The sequence below is a fragment of the Pseudonocardia sp. genome, assembly GCF_025965585.1.
Classification (GTDB): Bacteria; Actinomycetota; Actinomycetes; order Mycobacteriales; family Pseudonocardiaceae; genus Pseudonocardia.
Window position 1 is genome coordinate 1 of the sequence record NZ_JAOPWR010000172.1, and the last position, 15,811, is coordinate 15,811.

Genomic DNA, 15,811 nt, shown 5'->3' on the forward strand with positions numbered 1-15,811 from the left:
AGCGGCGGTGATCGAAGCGGGTCTGTGCAAGGCGGTGCTGGTGTACCGCTCGCTCAACGGTCGCTCCGGCTATCGCTTCGGTCACATCGAAGGCCCGATGCAGGTGCCTCATCACGACCAGTTCGACACCGCGTCGGGTTACATGGTGCCGCCGCAGTGGTTCGCCATGTGGGCCCGGCGTCACCAACACGAATACGGTTCGACTGCAGAGGATCTGGGTCAGATCGCGATCACCCAGCGCGCTCATGCCGGACCCAACGAGCACGCTCTACGCCGTGACCCGCTGTCCATGGACGACTACTTGGCCGCGCGCTGGATCAACGAACCGTTCCGGGTGCTGGACTGCACGTCGGAGGTCGACGGCGCGGTTGCCATTCTGATCACCGGGGAGGACATCGCGCGCAACACCAAGCAGGACCCGATGTGGTTGGTCGGCTCGTCGAACTCTCAGGGCGGGGCCGGTTGGACCGAGTGGAGCGACCCGACCGAGATGTACTCGCAGACAGCGGGTCCGAAGATCTGGGAGAAGACGGGGCTGACCCCCGCGGACATGGATCTGGCGTGCATGTACGACTGCTTCACCTACACCGTGATGGCCACGATGGAGGACTACGGCTTCTGCGACAAGGGTGAGGTCGGCGCGTTCTTCGGCGAGGGCCGGGCGACCTATGGCGGGGATGTCGTCGTGAACCCGCACGGCGGGTTGCTCTCCGAGGGTTACATCCATGGCCTGAACCATCATTTCGAGGCCGCTCTGCAGCTGCGCGGCACGGCCGGGGACCGTCAGGTGCCCGGAGCCGAGCTCGCCCTCGTCACCGCGGGCGCGGGGCCGTTCGGCGGCGCGAACATCTACAGCAAGGAGCACCCGTGAACCCGGTGACGCCGGCGCCTCCTGTACCGGTTCCCGACCCCGACACCACCGGCTACTGGGAGGCCACCCGCGAGGGCAAGCTGATGCTGTGCCGTTGCGTGGATACCGGCACCTGGATCCACCCTCCTCAGGAGCGGAGCCCCTCGGGCGGGAAGGTGCGATTCGAGGAGGTCAGCGGGCGCGGCACGATCTTCAGTTTCATCGTCGTCCGCCACCAGACCGTTCCCGGTCGTAGGCCTCCCTACGTCGTCGGCGTGATCGAACTCGACGAACAACCCGGGCTCCGGCTGACCGGGGTCATCGATGCCGATCCGCTCGACGTCGAAGTCGGGGCTCGCGTGCAAGCACGGCTCGTCGACCTTCCGCCCGCGGTGGCCGAGGCCGCCGGCGTGGATTCCGGTGTCGCAGGGCTTCGGGCTCCACAGTTCGAACTGGTCACCACGTGAGAGAGGAGCGCCAATGGGGTCGCTGACCGGGAAAGCAGCCTTCATCACCGGTGTCGCCCGGGGGCAGGGCCGAGCCCACGCCCTGCGCCTGAGTCGCGACGGCGCCGACATCGTCGGTGTGGACATCGCCCAGGACATCCCGTCGATGGACTACCCGAACGCCTCCGCCGACGATCTGGCGGAAACGGTGAAGCTCGTCGAGGGCGCGGGGGGACGGATCGTCGCCCGGCAGGCCGACGTCCGTGACCCGGACGACCTCACCGCCGCTTTCCAGGACGGGATCGCCGAGTTCGGCAGGGTCGACATCGTCATCGCGAACGCGGGGATCATCCGCCTGGGTCCGGCCGAGGACCGCCGGGCTGTGTGGCGGGACATCATCGACGTGAACCTGACCGGGGTGTGGAACACCATCGAGGCGGCGCTGCCGAGCATGATCGAGGCGGGCCGGGGCGGGTCGATCGTGATCACCAGTTCCACGGCCGGACTGAAGGCGACCGGCACCGGTACACCCGGTGGCCAGGCGTATGCCGCCGCGAAGCGGGGCCTGGTCGGGCTGATGCAGGTACTGGCCAACGACCTGGCGCAGCACTGGATCCGGGTGAACACGATCCACCCCACCGGCGTCGCCACCGGAATGGTGCTCAACCAGGCGATGCAGGAACTATTGGCTCACGGTGGGGAGGCGGTCAGCGCGATGCAGAACGCGCTGCCGATCCAGATCCTGCAGCCTGAGGACATCGCCAACTCGGTCGCCTGGCTGGTGTCGGAAGAGGCGAAGTTCGTCACAGGCATCAGCCTGCCGCTCGACGCCGGCTTCTCGGTGCGCTGACCGGGGACGTCCGAGGAGGCGACCGGCGGCAACGGGCGGCGCCGCCGCCGTGGTACGCGCACCGCGCGCGATACCGCGTGGGGCGGCGCCGCTCGACTTCCCACGGCGTCGCCAGGTGCCCATGGCAGGCCGCGCGACATGATGCTCCGTCCCCGCCGGTGCAGCCCGGTCGTCGCTGCGCGCCTCGCGTCCGGACAGCGGCACGGTAGGTGGCACGGCAGGTATCGCTCGTGCGGCCACCACCTGCTCGGCCCTGCCCGGTCGTACGGGGCATCTTCGGCAGCCTGCTGTCACGAACGTGATCGGCGGCGCACTGCCGTCGTCGACGTATGATCGTCGGATCCGCAGCCGAGCAGAGGGGGCCGTCGTGGCACTTGGTGACCGCTCGCCCCGAGCCGACCACGCGGCCCGTACCCGCAAGGCGATCATCGATGCGGCCCTCCAGCTCTGTGCGTCCCAAGGGTTCGACAATACGACCACTGATGAGATCGCTGAGTCGGCGGGCGTGTCCCCACGGACATTCTTTCGATACTTTCCGACCAAGGAGTCTGTTTTCTTCTTCGGCGAGTACGACTTCATCCGGTCTTTCGCCACCTTGTACCTGGCGCAGGCGGACGACGTGAGCGATCTCGAGGCGATGCGCGCGACGTTCGTGACGCTGGCTCCCGCCGTCGCCCGACTACGCAGGCGGATCAGCCTGTACCTGAAAGCCGTGGAGTCTTCGCCCACTCTCCGGGGCAGGGAACGCAGCAACCACCAGGAGAACGCGGCGACCCTGGCGCAGGCGATCGCGGATCGCCGAGGCCTGCTGACTCCTGACGTCGACTGCGAGCTGTTGGCGGCCGTCGGGCTGCTCGTGATGGAGCGCGCCCTCGCCGCCTGGGCCGACGGCCCCTCGAGACCGGCTCTCGGTGACGTGCTCGCGGCGGAGTTCGAACGCCTGGAGAAGCTGCTGAGCTGACGCGGGTTCCGCGGCGCTCGCCCGGACGCCTTCGGCGTCTCATCGGTCCTTCATCACAATGGGCACACCGGGTCCGGGGCAGCCCACCGGAGTCCCTGGTCCGCACTGTTGCGTGCGCAGGTGGGTGGGGTAGGGGTCGACAGGGCCGGCGTAGAGTCCGGCGACGTTGATCGGCAGGTCGTAGGCCAGGACCGCCGAGACGTGGATGAACCCGACCACGGCGAGGATGCGCAGCAGCGTTGTGGCTCGAGCGCCCACCGTGACCCGTTCGATCCCGCGCTCGACCAGCGTGAACCCGCGCTCGTCGAGATGGAACCGCAGCGCGCCGATGCCGGTGAGTACCGCCGACCACAGCGCGGGTCCGTAGAGCGGAACCTGGTAGGTGTGCCCGGCCCACAACGTCAGCTCGGGGATCGAGGCCGGGTAGGCGACGAGCCCGGTCCGCACGGCGAGCGTCTCGAGCGGCAGCTCAAGGACGAAGACGGCCGACCACCCCGCACCGAACGTGGCAGCCACGCCGAGCTGGGGCCACCGGGCGCGCGCCGCGCGCATCGCCCGTGTCGCCAGCATTCCGAAGCCGAGGGTCATCCAGACATAGGCGAGCCCGATCATCAGTAGCGGCTCGGGCAGGAATCTCGCATTCGGACTGATCCAGCCCGGAATCCGCTCGGACCAGGATCCGAAGTTCACCATCGTCGCGTTGTAGAACACGAAAGGTCGCAGCCAGTTGATCAGGGGATCGTGCCACCAGGCGGTCGTCGTACCGATGACGATCATGGCGTCGAGACAGAGCCTGCGTTCCCGAACGCATCGGTGAACGACGTGGATCAGCACGATCGCCGCCGCGATCGGACCACCGATCTGGAACACCGCGGCCCAGACCTGAGTCGTTCCTGACACCGGATCTGCGCCCGTGGGCACCGATTGTGCTTCGCCGAATGCGATCCAGGAAACGAAGAGATAGAGCATGAGGGCCAGGCACAGTGCGCCGAGGAAGGCCCAGATCAGCACGGGCCGGGTGCGCCGCGGTGCGAGACCGTCCGGTGTGCCGGGCGGGGACTGCCCGCGTCTCGTCCGGCCGCCTGGTCCGAGTCCCAGGGTCATCATGCCGCCTTCCCGGTCTCGACGGCCGCCGCGCCGATGCGCTGGCTTCTGGCAGTCGACTGTCATACTCTAGGTCCGACGGCAGCCGTGGAACAGAGGCGGCCCCAGCAGGTACCGCAATCGCGGGTACGACAGGAGACGCAGCAGTGGCACTGGCCATCACCGAGGACCATCTGGCTCTGGCGCGTGTCGCACGATCGGTCGTCCGCGACCGCGCCGTGCTCGCCGCCGCCCGGGCCGCCCTCGACGACGAGTCCGGCAAGCCGGCTCCGTTCTGGAAGGACGTCGTCTCTGCCGGTTGGACCGGTCTGCACGTCCCGGAGGAGTTCGGGGGGCAGGGTTTCGGCCTGGCCGAGCTTGCGGTGGTGACCGAGGAGCTCGGTCGCGCGGTCGCGCCCGGACCGTTCCTGCCGACAGTCCTTGCGGCCGCCGTGATCTCGGAGGCAGGCACCGACGAGCAACGACAGCGCTGGTTACCCGGACTCTGCTCGGGTTCGGCCACTGCGGCCGTCGGCGTCGGAGGGTCCGCACGGCGCACCGCCCACGGCCTGGCCGGCGATGCCGGAGCCGTGCTGGGGGCGCTCGACGCCGACGTGTTGCTGCTGGCCGACGGTCCGGATCTGGTCGTGGTGGAACCCGGTGCGGCGTTGCGGGTGGAGGCGTCCGGTGCGGTGGATCCCACCCGGCCGGTAGCGCGGGTGCGGTGCGAGAGCGCCCCGGTCGTCGACCTGTTGCCCGGAGCCACCCGTATCGCGCGCCGGGTGGGACTGATCCTCGCCGCCGCGGAAGCGGTCGGTGGAATGCACGCATGCGTCGAGATGACCGTCGCCTATGCCACCCAACGGGAGCAGTTCGGCCGGGCCATCGGCAGCTTCCAGGCAGTCAAGCACCACTGCGCCGACATGCTCCTCGACGCCGAGCTGGCTTCCGCTGCCACCTGGGACGCGACCAGGGCCGTCGCCGATCTCGACGAAGCCGATCTCGTGGCCGCCATGGCCGCAGCCTGCGCGCTGCCCGCGTATCTTCGTGTCGCGGAGCTCGCCATCCAGGTGCACGGTGGGATCGGCTACACCTGGGAGCACGACGCCCACCTCTACCTGCGACGGGCCGCTGCACTGGCTGCCGTGTTCGAGGCCTCGGAGCCGCCCACCCAGAGGGTGGCCGCGATGCGCGGCAACGGGGTGCGACGCGGGCGAAGCCTCGACCTGCCTCCCGAGGCCGAGCGATACCGGCACGACGCGCGAGCCTTCGTCGAGGAGTACTCGCGCACGCCCGAGGAGCAACGCCCGTCGTTCTTCGCCCGGTCGGGTTACCTCCTGCCCCATTGGCCTCGACCGTATGGCCGCGCAGCCGGCCCGGTGGAGCAGCTGGTGATCGAGGAGGAACTGTCCGCCATAGAGCGACCCGGCCTCGGGCTAGGGGAGTGGATCCTGCCCACCCTGCTGCAGCACGGCAGTGCCGAGCAGCAGGACCGGCTGCTGTGGTCCAGCCTGGAAGGCCGACTGCGCTGGTGCCAGCTGTTCAGCGAGCCGGGAGCAGGTTCGGACGCCGCCGCCATCTCCACCAGGGCTCGACGGGCGGACGGCGGCTGGCTCGTCTCCGGGCAGAAGGTCTGGACCAGCGATGCCAGGAACTGCCACCGAGGGTTGGCAACGGTCCGTACCGATCCCGACGCGTCCAAACACCGCGGGATCACCGCAATGATCATCGACCTGCACGCGCCGGGAGTCGAGGTCCGGCCGCTCACCGAGATCACCGGCGAGGCTCTGTTCAACGAGGTCTTCTTCGATGACGTCTTCGTACCGGACGTGGACGTCGTCGGTGAGGTGAACGATGGCTGGCGGGTCGCCCGCGCCGCGCTGGGCAACGAGCGGATCTCGATCGGCGCCGGCTCGGTCACCATGCAGGCCGACAGCCTGCTCGGTCTGCTGGACCGGCACCGGCCCGATGACGTCGGATCGGCGCGCGAGGTCGGGGCGCTCCTGGTCGAGGCACACGCCCTGCAGATGCTGAATCTCCGCCACGCCGCCAGGGCGGTCGCCGGCACCGAGCCGGGCGTCGAAGGCAGCCTGGCGAAGCTGTTCGGCGCCGAACACGCTCAGCGGGTGGTCGACCTCGGGATGCGGATCGCCGGAAGTGCAGCCCTGCTCGGAGGAGAGCCCGCGCTGGTGCACGACTTCTTCTTCAGCCGCTGTCTCACCATCGCCGGCGGCACGTCCGAGGTGTTGCGCAACCAGATCGCCGAACGCATCCTCGGGCTGCCGCGGGACCCGCGGTGACGGCGTCCGGCTCATCCGGGCGCCGGGCAGCCGCCCGGGCTGAGCATCGCGCGGTCGATCAGCGCCGCCATCAGTTCGGCCCTCCGGCCGAGGTCGTCCTGACCCGGCCGACGCAGGACCTCGGGTAGGCGCGCCAGCATTGCGCCGAGCACCGTGGCGGCGATGTCGGTGTCGAGGGGATAACGGCGGTCCACGCCCTGCAGAACCGGCGTCGAGCCGCGCAGCAGGCCGGCGCTGATGCTCGCCGCGGTGGCGGTCAGCCGGGGCTCGCGCCACGCGCCCTGCAACCAGGCGCGGATGACACCGAGGTAGCTCTCGTACACGGGCAGGAAGTCGAGCAGCCAGTCCCGAAGTTGGGGCCGTGCCTCCTGACCCGGCTCGATGAGAGCGAGCCGGCCCGTCAACGGGTTCACCGCCGCCGCGCATGCGTCGGCGAGTTCCAGCAGAAGGTTGATCTTCTCGGGGAAGTACTTGTAGAAGGCGCCGCGGCTGAGGCCCAGGTGCGCGAGGAGGTCGTCGACGCTGGTCTCGTGATAGCCGCGTTCGGTGAACAACCGGGCGCCGGTCTCGACGATCCTGCGCCGGGTCGCCCTGCCCCGCTGCCCGATCTCCCGATCCTGCCGACCGTCGCCGGGCTCGGCAGCCGGTAGCTCGCGCACTCGGAACATCGGGAAGGCGGTGTCGTCGGTCGGACGCGGCCGTCCTCCCGGTGCGATCGCGGCGAGTGCGTCGGCGGGTGTCTCGGGGAAGAGCATCAACTGCATGCACACCGCCAGCCCGTCGAGCAGGTCGTCGCGGGACAGCGGGGGAGCGAAGCCCATGTGGAGGAAGTAGTGGTACCGGTGCACGGTGCCGGTCAGGGCGATGGCCGCGTCGAGCGGGTCCAGCCCCTGTAGCCCGGACGAGGCGAGACGGTCGGCGATCCGCTCGTGGAAGGAGTGGACGAGGCGCTCCACGACCGGCCGTATCGGGCTCTCCGGAGTATCGATGTTCGCCCACTGCACATGAACCGTGGCGTACTTGTCATAGATGTAGGCCCACTCGCCGAGCCACCAGTGCAGGTCGTCGAACCCGACCCGGGTCGGCCCGAGCGGCCCGATCCGCCGAACCACGCGGTCCAGCGCGCTGCCACACTCGTCGAGGAGCTCGAGGAAGATCTGCAGCTTGCTCTCGAAGTACTGGTACAGCGCCGGGCGGGAGATGCCGACGGCCTTGGCGATGCTGTCCACCGAGGTCCCGTGGAATCCGTGGCGCTCGAAGAGGCGCAAGCTCTCGTCGGTGATGCGCCGCCGGGTGTAGGCGCCTCGCTCGCCGACCACAGGACTCGTGGGTCCGTAACCCTCCCGGCGCAGGATCTCTTCGCGTGACATCGATGCCGGATGTTACGGGGGCCGGGTCACCGCGAGCGGCGCCCTCGGCGTCCCGGCCGGGTGCCGGGTGGGATACACACCCGACCGGGATCCTGGATCAGGAGAAGACGACGGCGCGTTCGGGGCAACTGGCGGCGCCGCCTCGGGCCTCGTCCTCATGCCCGGGATCGACCACGCCGTCGTTCCGGGCCCGGCCGTAGCCGTCCTCGTCGTCCTCGAAGACCTCGGGTGCGGTCATGAAGCACATGCCGTGACCGGTGCACACGTCGCGATCGACGCGGACGTTCACGCCGACCCTGCGGGGAATGTCAGGTGCAGGCCTTCCAGGCCGATCGTGCCCCGGGGCCACTTCACGCGAGGGGTGGTGCCCGGGGTGATCCGGTAGTCGGGGATCCGCCTGTGCCACTCCTCGTAGATCAGGCGCATCTCGAGGCGGGCGAGGTGGGAGCCCAGGCAACGGTGGACCCCCACGCCGAAGCTGGTGTGAGGGTTCTCGCCACGGTGGAAGTCGACCTCGAAGGGGTTGGGGCAGCGGGCCTCGTCCCGGTTCGCGACGGCGAGGTAGGAGCTGATACGGCTGCCGGCGGGGAGGACGCGGCCGTCCACCGTGGTCTCCTCCGTGGTGACACGGGGGATGAACGGGGCGGGCGGGTCGAGGCGCACGAGCTCCTCGACCGCCGCAGGGATGATGGTGGGGTCCTCGACGAGCTCGCGGCGGCGGTCGGGGTTCTTGGCGAGACGTTCCATGCCGAAGCCGAGCGAATCCGTCACGGTGTCGAGTCCCGCGAGGATGAACAGGAAGCACAGCCCGATGGCTTCCTCGTCCGTCAGCGCGTCGTCGCCCTCGATGCACAGCAGCTTGCTCAGGACGTCGTCGCCCGGGACGCCGCGACGCGACTGGATCAGTTCGTTCAGGTAGGTGAAGAGGGCGACCGCGTGCTCCATGCCCTCCTGGCTCGCGGTCGGATCAGCCGCTCCGGAGGCGTCCGTGAGGCCGAGGATGGCGTCCTTCCAGACCAGGAAGCGGTCGCGGTCCTCCAGGGGCAGGCCGAACAGGGTGAGGAAGGTCTGGACCGGGAACGGGACCGCGACCTCGGCGACGAAGTCACACTCTCCGCGGTCGAGCAGCGGCTCGATGAGGGCGATGGCCTGCTCGCGCAGGGGCTGCTCGAGGGGGCGGATGCTGCGGGGGCTGAAGAACGGTTGCAGGATCCTGCGGTACCGGGTCTGCTCCGGCGGGTCGAAGGCGATCGGGACCATCGGCAGCGGGCTGTTGAGCGAGTCGAAGGCCTCTTTCGAGGAGAAGAGCTGCGGCTGGCGCAGCACCGTCTCCACGGTCTGCAGGCTGGTCATCGCGAGGTGGCCGTCGAGTTCCACCGACCCGCCGCGATCTCGCAACATCCGCCATGCGGCATCTCGGTCCTCGGGAACCGGTAGATCGGCCAAGCTCAACTCTGGTGATGCGGTCCGTTCGGTCATCGGTGACCTCAACTCTCACTCACGGGAAGTTCCGACGCCGCTGCGTCGAGGGTGTGCTCTACGCAACGATTCTGACAGGGTGTTCCTTTAACTTCAATCACTCTATGAGAGGAGGCGCGTCCCATCCGTCCACGATGGCGCCGTCTCGGCAGCACGACCGTCCATCGCCTGGCGCCGGCACCGCCTCCTCCGGTTTCCTTCTGGCACATCAACTCAGGCCCTGTGGATCCGGGTACGGGGTTGCGACGCAGACGGGGCACGCGTTGCTTTTGCGAGCCACTCATGCCCCGGTCCGGGTGATTCCTCAGCAGTGCGACCCGCTCCTCTCCGGGCTCCGTCTCTGACAGTGCGTAACTTGACTCGCTCCATGCAGTCCCTGGTTCGCGCCGGGTGAGCCGACATGGTGTGCGTTCCTGCCCGCGGTGAAAGCAACGAAGACCGCGTACGCCGTGACGAGGATCGGCACGAGAGCGTCGACGTCGCGGAGGTGCGCGACTGCTTCAGCCAGCGGCCGACGGGTGTGCTCGTCGGGGTCGATCGACCGGGCACCGGGCACAGCGTCCCCTGCCGAAGCGTCGAGGTCCGCGGATATCGTCCGAACCGCGGACCGCGCAGATCGAGCACTCGCGGATGCGAACCGGGTCGAGCGCAGACAGGCCCGCGGCACGAGGCCGACGCCGCCGACGACCTGATGCGCCCTGTCGCGCCCGATCCGCAGCCGTTCGCAGTCAGGAGACCGATACGCCTCTGCTCAGGACCGGACCGCGGGCTCGCCGAATCTCATGGTCGACCGTTCCGGCCTGGCGTTCGGACCGTGGCGGACGGGGGGACCCGGTGTCCGCCACCGGCGACGGCGCCGACGAGGGTCCTGTCGGCGTAGGAGTGCCGGATGGCGTGCTGCGCGGCCGCCGGCAGCGTGTGGATCATCTGCATGACCCGCTCCCGACGACGCCGCACCGCCCGCCGCTCCGGCAGCCCTGCGGTGGCCTCGAGCTGCGGCTTCAGCGGCGGCAACCCCGCCAACTCACCACCGGTCTCGGCCATCTCCCGCTGCGCCTGGGCGGTGTCCTTCTCCTCCGACATCCCGATCGGGCCCTGCCGGCGCCCGTTGAGGAACTGGGAGACCACCGGTTCCTCGGAGGTGAGGAGAACCTCGCGGGGCCCGAACATCACCAGGCGCTTGCGGTAGAGCATCCCGATGTTGTCCGGCACCGTCTGCGCGGTGTTGATGTCGTGGGTGACGATCAGGAATGTCGAGTCCGTCTGCGCGTTCAGATCGATGATCAGCTGGTTGATATACGCCGTGCGCACCGGGTCCAGGCCCGAGTCCGGCTCGTCGAACAGGATGATCTCCGGGTCCAGCACGAGCGCCCGGGCCAGGCCGGCCCGCTTGCGCATCCCACCGGAGATCTCGCCGGGCAGTTTGGTCTCGTCACCCGTGAGGCCGACGAGATCCATCTTCTCCATCACGACATCCCGGATCTGCGCCTCGGACTTCTTCGTGTGCTCGCGCAGCGGGAACGCGATGTTGTCGAAGAGGTTCATCGACCCGAACAGCGCGCCGTCCTGGAACAACACACCGAACAGCTTCCGCAACTCGTAGAGCTTGGACTCCGAGCACCGCACGAGATCGGTGTCGTGGATGACGATCGAGCCCTTCTCCGGCTTCAGCAGCCCGATCAGGGTCTTCAGGAACACCGACTTCCCGGTACCCGACGGCCCCAGCAGCACACTGACCTCACCCGGCGGCAGTGTGAGCGTCACGTCCGACCAGATATTCGCCCGACCGAAGGACTTCGACAGTCCCTCGACCTTCACCTCGACACCCGTCAACGACGCCTCCTCATCGGTAAGACCTTCATTCCGCCCCGAGGGGCCGCGTAGCGCGCGCTCACCGACCCGAGGCTCACGTCCATTCGGCGGGCGGGCCCACCGGTAGCCGGCGCTACGTCGACGAACGGCGGAGGATCCGCGCCGATCCGCACGCGAGTCGCCGACTGTGCGGTCTAGTCGTCCACATCGTCGGCGAAGCCCACCGCCTTGGTCTGCAGGTGCTGCTCGAAGCCTTCGAGGCCGTTCTGCCGGCCGACTCCGGAGGCCTTGTATCCGCCGTAGGGCGAGTCGGCGCCGTAGAACAGGCCGCCGTTGACCATCGCGCTACCGACGCGGAGCCGGCGGGCGACGGAGAGCGCTCGTCCCCGGTCCGCGGAGAACACACCGCCGGACAGACCGTAGTCGTTGTCGTTGGCGATGCGCACCGCATCGGCGTCGTCGTCGAAGGGGATGACGGCCAGGACCGGGCCGAAGATCTCCTCGCGGGCCACCGTCATGGTGTTGTCCACATCGGCGAACACGGTGGGCTCGACGAAGAAGCCCCGCTCGAGATGGGCCGGAACGCCGCCGCCGGTCGTGAGACGCGCCCCTTCCTGCACTCCCTTCTCGATGTAGCCCAGTACACGCTCGCGCTGCTTGGCGTTGATCAGCGGGCCGGCGAGGTTGGCCGGATCCGTCGGGTCGCCGTAGCTGACGGCGGCGAACGCGGCGGTCACCAGCTCGACGGCCTCGTCGTACCGGTTGCGGGGCACGAGCAGCCGGGTCTGCATGGCGCATCCCTGCCCGGCGTGCATGCACATGAAGGAGGCGCCGGGGACGGTCGCAGCGAGGTCCGCGTCGTCCAGCACGATCATGGCGGACTTCCCGCCCAGCTCGAGGAACGTCCGCTTCATCGTGGCCGCGGCCTTCTCGGCGATGCGCTTGCCGGTCGCGGTGGATCCGGTGAACGAGATCATGTCGACGCGGGGGTCGAGGACCAGCTGCTCGCCCAGCGCATGGTCGCTGGAGGTCACGATGTTGATCACGCCGGGCGGGATGTCGGTGTGTTCGGCGATGAGCCTGCCCAGCCGGGTCGCGTTCCACGGGGTGTCGGGGGCCGGTTTGACCACGGCGGTGTTGCCGGTGGCGAGGATCTGCCCGACCTTGCCGATCACCACCTCCACCGGGTAGTTCCACGGGCAGATGGCGCCGACGACCCCGACCGCCTCCTTCCACACCACCCGGTGGCTGGTCATCCCGAACAGCTCGGTGTCGGGGAGGGTTCGTTCCCACGGGAAGGTCGAGATGAGCTCGGCGGGCCAGCGCAGGGCGTCGTCGAGCGGCCAGTCGAGTTGAGGTCCGAACGTCGCGATCGCAGGACAGCCGGCCTCCGCGATGAGCTCGGCGCGCAGCTCTTCCCGCTCGGCGTCGAGCGCATGGTGGAGCTGCTCGAGGCAGCGCCTCCGGAAGGCGTGGTCCGTCGACCAGGACGTCGCGTCGAAGGCGCGCCGCGCGGCGGCGATCGCACGGTCCATGTCGCCGCTGTCGGCGTCGGTCGTCGAACCGAGGACTTCCTCGGTCGCCGGGTTGATGTTGTCGAACGAGCGGCCGGACCGGGACTCGACGAGTTTCCCGTCGACGAGCATCCGGGTCTCACCCAGCTGCGGGGACGTGCTCGTGGTCGTCGTCGTGGTGCTCACGGCTATGCCCTCGTTTCTCTCTTCGTCGAGTAGATGACGGCTGGTACCGAGCAGCTCTGGGCGTCCCGGTCGGCAGCAGGGGTGCGTCGGGAACTTAGAGCCGAACGGCGTATTGGTCAAGAAAATCTGACGTTGCGCAACCTTGATGGGTCTGGCTGCTCCCGCTTCTGACCTGTAGTTACTCACCCAGACGAAGCACGAATCTTGACCATCCGATCAGATCGTCGCTAGCGTTCTGACGGCTTGCAACGAGAGGGTTCTCGACCGACCGCCAGACGTTCGCGTCGAGCTCCGGTCCGACACCTCCTGTTGGCTCTCGACCATCGAAGGGGATGTTCATGGGCAGAATGGACGGACGCGTCGTCTTCATCACGGGCGCGGCCCGCGGGCAGGGCAGGTCGCACGCGGTGCGGCTCGCGGAGGAGGGCGCCGACATCGTCGGGGTCGACATCTGCGGTCAGATCGACGCGGTGCCGTACGCGATGGGCACGCGGGAGGACCTCGACGAGACCGTGTCGATGGTGGAGAAGCGCGACCGCCGGATGCTCGGGATCCAGGCCGACGTGCGTGACCGAGCGGCCCTGCAGGCGGCGTTCGACGCCGGTGTGGCCGAGTTCGGGCACATCGACACGGTGCTCGCCAACGCCGGCGTCATCCTCACCCGCAAGGACGAGCCGGACCCGCAGGCCGCGTGGGACGTCGGGATAGCGGTCATGCTGACCGGCGTCTGGAACACCATCCAGGTCTCCTATCCGCACCTGGTCGAGCGGGGGATGGGCGGAGCGATCGTCGTCACCAGTTCGATGGCCGGTCTCCGGGCACTGACCGACGGCGGCGCCGGGTCGGACGCCTACACCGCCGCCAAGATCGCCGTGACGGGTCTCGTCAGGGCCTACGCGCAATTCCTCGCACCCGAGGAGGTGCGGGTGAACGCAGTCGCGCCCACGGGGGTGGCGACGCCGATGATCCTCGACAACCCGGGTCTGTTCGAGGTCTTCGAATCCAGGCCGAACCTGGCCAACGCCATGCAGAACGCGCTGCCGGCGCTGATGGTCGAGCCGATCGACATCAGCGAGGCCGTGCTCTATCTCGTCGGGGACTCGGGCCGGTACGTCACCGGCGTCACGCTCCCCGTCGACGCCGGCATGAGCATCGCCTGAACAGCCCGTCCCCATCGAACTGCTGAACCGGAGGAACCACATGGGTGTCATCAGCAAGTCCGCCGTCGTGTCCGCCCCGTCCGAGAAGATCCTCGGCATCCTCCTCGACGTCGAGTCCCACCCGAGCTGGCAGAAGGAGGTCCAGAAGGTCGAGATCCTGGAGAGCGACGACCAGGGGCGCCCGAAGCAGACCAGGGTGTCCATCTCGGCCATGGGTCAGAACGGCAGCTACTCGGTCCGCTACGACTACCCGGAGCCGGGAAAGTTCGAGTATCGCCTGGTCGAAGGCGACATGATGACCAAGAACGACGCGACCTTCACGCTCGTACCTCGCGACGGCGGAGACACGGAGGTGGTCATCGCCATGGACATGGACATCAAGTGGGCGCTCCCGGAGTTCATGATCGACCAGCTGACCCTCAAGGGTGTCAAGGACATGTTGAAGGGGCTCAAGTCCAAGGCGGAACAGTCCGCATAGGACGAAGCGTGCGGAGCTGCCCGGTTCCGTTCTCGGCCAGGATTCGCCCGGCGGGCGCTTCAGGAGCCTCGTGCCGGTGATGGCGCAACTGGTCTCCATTCGCCCTGCCGGGCGCGTTTCGGGCCGAAAGTGGGCTCGGCCGCCCGCAGGCGCCGTCGCTCGGTGGCGGTGGACGGCGCGATCGACGTGCTGGCCGACACCCTGATGATGCTCGTCGGCGAGCGCGTCGCACGGGTCGGTGACGACACTTGCCTTCGAGCGCGCTCGAAGCCGTAGCGTTCCCGTCATGAGCATTCGACTCGGCTACCAGATGCCCAACTTCAGCTACCCCGGCACGGTGGCGGAGCTGTTCCCCACCGTGATCCGGCAGGCGCGCGAGGCCGAGGCCGCCGGCTTCGACGCCGCCTTCGTGATGGACCACTTCTACCAGCTGCCCGGCATCGGGAAGCCCGACGAGCCGATGCTGGAGGCCTACTCGGCGCTGAGCGCGCTGGCCGCGGCCACCTCGCGGATCCAGCTGTCCGCGCTGGTCACCGGCAACACCTACCGCCACCCACCGATGCTCGCGAAGACCGTGACCACCCTCGACGTCGTCAGCGGCGGCCGGGCCGTGCTGGGCATCGGCGCCGGCTGGTACGAGCTGGAGCACCAGCAGTTCGGCTGGGAGTTCGGCACGTTCACCGACCGGTTCGAGCGGCTGGACGAGGCGCTGCAGATCATCGTGCCGATGCTGCGCGGGGAGCGCCCGACGTTCGAGGGGAAGTGGTACCACACCGAGAACGCCATGAACGAGCCTCGGATCCGCGACGACCTGCCCGTCATGCTGGGCGGCAGCGGAGAGAAGAAGACCTTCGCCCTCGCTGCGCGCTTCGCCCAGCACCTGAACATCATCTGCAACCCGGCCGACCTGCCGCGCAAGCTCGAGGCGCTCGACGAGCGCTGCGCGGAGGCGGGGCGCGACCGCTCCACCCTGGAGACGAGCTTCCTCGCCTTCGTCATGATCGACGAGGACGGCGACCGGGCCCGCGAGCAGCAGCGGGCCCACTTCCGCCACCTCGGCGTGGACCTCGACGCACTCCCCGACGACGAGCGCGCCGCCGCGACCACCCGGCAGTTCGTCGGCACCCCCGACGACGTGGCCGCCGACCTGCAGAAGCGCGTCCTCGACCCGGGCGTCGACGGGCTGATCGTCAACCTCGTGATCAACGGGCACGAGCCGGGCGTCGTCGACCTCACCGGCCGGACGCTGCGCAAACTCCTCGGCTGAGGGATCACGGGAAGGCCGGGGCGTCCGGTTCCGACAATCCTGGATCCGTCCTTTC

At 68.8% G+C, this 15,811-nt stretch carries 14 protein-coding genes; 8 read left to right on the forward strand and 6 right to left on the reverse strand.

The window, feature by feature from the left end; all coding sequences use genetic code 11:
* From JWR81_RS10775 to JWR81_RS10790, 4 genes are all read left to right on the forward strand, one after another.
* A partial coding sequence (locus JWR81_RS10775; RefSeq protein ID WP_297650078.1) for a thiolase family protein occupies nucleotides 1-871 on the forward strand: 871 nt, incomplete at its 5' end.
* Entirely contained in the window at nucleotides 868-1,317 is a 450-nt protein-coding gene (locus JWR81_RS10780) for an OB-fold domain-containing protein (RefSeq protein WP_297650080.1), read from the forward strand. The genes JWR81_RS10775 and JWR81_RS10780, both read left to right, overlap by 4 nt.
* 13 nt (nucleotides 1,318-1,330) lie before the next feature.
* The gene (locus JWR81_RS10785; protein ID WP_297650105.1) at nucleotides 1,331-2,146 is read left to right on the forward strand and encodes a mycofactocin-coupled SDR family oxidoreductase; all 816 of its coding nucleotides are present in this window, start codon (nucleotides 1,331-1,333) and stop codon (nucleotides 2,144-2,146) included.
* 367 nt (nucleotides 2,147-2,513) lie between these two features.
* Nucleotides 2,514-3,107 (forward strand): TetR family transcriptional regulator, encoded by a 594-nt coding sequence (locus JWR81_RS10790; RefSeq protein ID WP_297650082.1) that lies wholly within the window; start codon nucleotides 2,514-2,516, stop codon nucleotides 3,105-3,107.
* Between the two features lie 39 nt (nucleotides 3,108-3,146).
* On the opposite strand, the gene JWR81_RS10795 is transcribed toward JWR81_RS10790, so the two are convergent.
* Nucleotides 3,147-4,007 carry a spirocyclase AveC family protein gene (locus tag JWR81_RS10795; RefSeq protein ID WP_297650084.1) on the reverse strand — a complete coding sequence of 287 codons (861 nt, stop codon included), beginning with the start codon at nucleotides 4,005-4,007 and terminating at the stop codon, nucleotides 3,147-3,149.
* 350 nt (nucleotides 4,008-4,357) lie between these two features.
* Here JWR81_RS10795 and JWR81_RS10800 point away from each other — a divergent pair, with 350 nt between their 5' ends.
* On the forward strand, nucleotides 4,358-6,490 hold the full coding sequence (locus JWR81_RS10800; RefSeq protein ID WP_297650086.1) for an acyl-CoA dehydrogenase: 2,133 nt from the start codon (nucleotides 4,358-4,360) through the stop codon (nucleotides 6,488-6,490).
* Between the two features lie 11 nt (nucleotides 6,491-6,501).
* On the opposite strand, the gene JWR81_RS10805 is transcribed toward JWR81_RS10800, so the two are convergent.
* The 5 genes from JWR81_RS10805 to JWR81_RS10825 form a co-directional block, all read right to left on the reverse strand.
* Nucleotides 6,502-7,860: a TetR/AcrR family transcriptional regulator gene (locus JWR81_RS10805; protein WP_297650088.1), complete on the reverse strand. Its 1,359-nt coding sequence runs from the start codon at nucleotides 7,858-7,860 to the stop codon at nucleotides 6,502-6,504.
* Between the two features lie 97 nt (nucleotides 7,861-7,957).
* The gene (locus JWR81_RS10810) at nucleotides 7,958-8,209 is read right to left on the reverse strand and encodes a ferredoxin (protein ID WP_367278772.1); all 252 of its coding nucleotides are present in this window, start codon (nucleotides 8,207-8,209) and stop codon (nucleotides 7,958-7,960) included.
* Nucleotides 8,146-9,261: a cytochrome P450 gene (locus JWR81_RS10815; protein ID WP_297650092.1), complete on the reverse strand. Its 1,116-nt coding sequence runs from the start codon at nucleotides 9,259-9,261 to the stop codon at nucleotides 8,146-8,148. Before JWR81_RS10815 ends, JWR81_RS10810 begins: the two co-directional genes overlap by 64 nt.
* Nucleotides 9,262-10,119: 858 nt before the next feature.
* Entirely contained in the window at nucleotides 10,120-11,172 is a 1,053-nt protein-coding gene (locus JWR81_RS10820; RefSeq protein WP_297650094.1) for an ABC transporter ATP-binding protein, read from the reverse strand.
* Between the two features lie 173 nt (nucleotides 11,173-11,345).
* On the reverse strand, nucleotides 11,346-12,851 hold the full coding sequence (locus JWR81_RS10825) for an aldehyde dehydrogenase family protein (RefSeq protein ID WP_297650096.1): 1,506 nt from the start codon (nucleotides 12,849-12,851) through the stop codon (nucleotides 11,346-11,348).
* Nucleotides 12,852-13,189: 338 nt separating this feature from the next.
* On the opposite strand from JWR81_RS10825, the gene JWR81_RS10830 reads away from it, so the two are divergent.
* The 3 genes from JWR81_RS10830 (at nucleotide 13,190) to JWR81_RS10840 (ending at nucleotide 15,756) form a co-directional block, all read left to right on the forward strand.
* Nucleotides 13,190-14,011 (forward strand): mycofactocin-coupled SDR family oxidoreductase, encoded by an 822-nt coding sequence (locus JWR81_RS10830; protein ID WP_297650098.1) that lies wholly within the window; start codon nucleotides 13,190-13,192, stop codon nucleotides 14,009-14,011.
* 40 nt (nucleotides 14,012-14,051) lie between these two features.
* Complete coding sequence (locus JWR81_RS10835; protein ID WP_297650100.1) at nucleotides 14,052-14,489, forward strand: SRPBCC family protein; 438 nt, start codon at nucleotides 14,052-14,054, stop codon at nucleotides 14,487-14,489.
* A gap of 286 nt (nucleotides 14,490-14,775) precedes the next feature.
* Nucleotides 14,776-15,756, forward strand: a complete 981-nt coding sequence (locus tag JWR81_RS10840; RefSeq protein WP_297650103.1) for an LLM class F420-dependent oxidoreductase — start codon at nucleotides 14,776-14,778, stop codon at nucleotides 15,754-15,756.
* Nucleotides 15,757-15,811 lie beyond the last annotated feature (55 nt).

Excerpts from the sequence above, each read along its gene's own strand:
- JWR81_RS10785 (WP_297650105.1), top strand. The coding sequence starts at position 1,331 with ATGGGGTCGCTGACCGGGAAAGCAGCCTTCATCACCGGTGTCGCCCGG.
- JWR81_RS10805 (WP_297650088.1), bottom strand. The coding sequence starts at position 7,860 with ATGTCACGCGAAGAGATCCTGCGCCGGGAGGGTTACGGACCCACGAGT.
- JWR81_RS10815 (WP_297650092.1), bottom strand. The coding sequence starts at position 9,261 with ATGTTGCGAGATCGCGGCGGGTCGGTGGAACTCGACGGCCACCTCGCG.
- JWR81_RS10830 (WP_297650098.1), top strand. The coding sequence starts at position 13,190 with ATGGGCAGAATGGACGGACGCGTCGTCTTCATCACGGGCGCGGCCCGC.
- JWR81_RS10835 (WP_297650100.1), top strand. The coding sequence starts at position 14,052 with ATGGGTGTCATCAGCAAGTCCGCCGTCGTGTCCGCCCCGTCCGAGAAG.
- JWR81_RS10840 (WP_297650103.1), top strand. The coding sequence starts at position 14,776 with ATGAGCATTCGACTCGGCTACCAGATGCCCAACTTCAGCTACCCCGGC.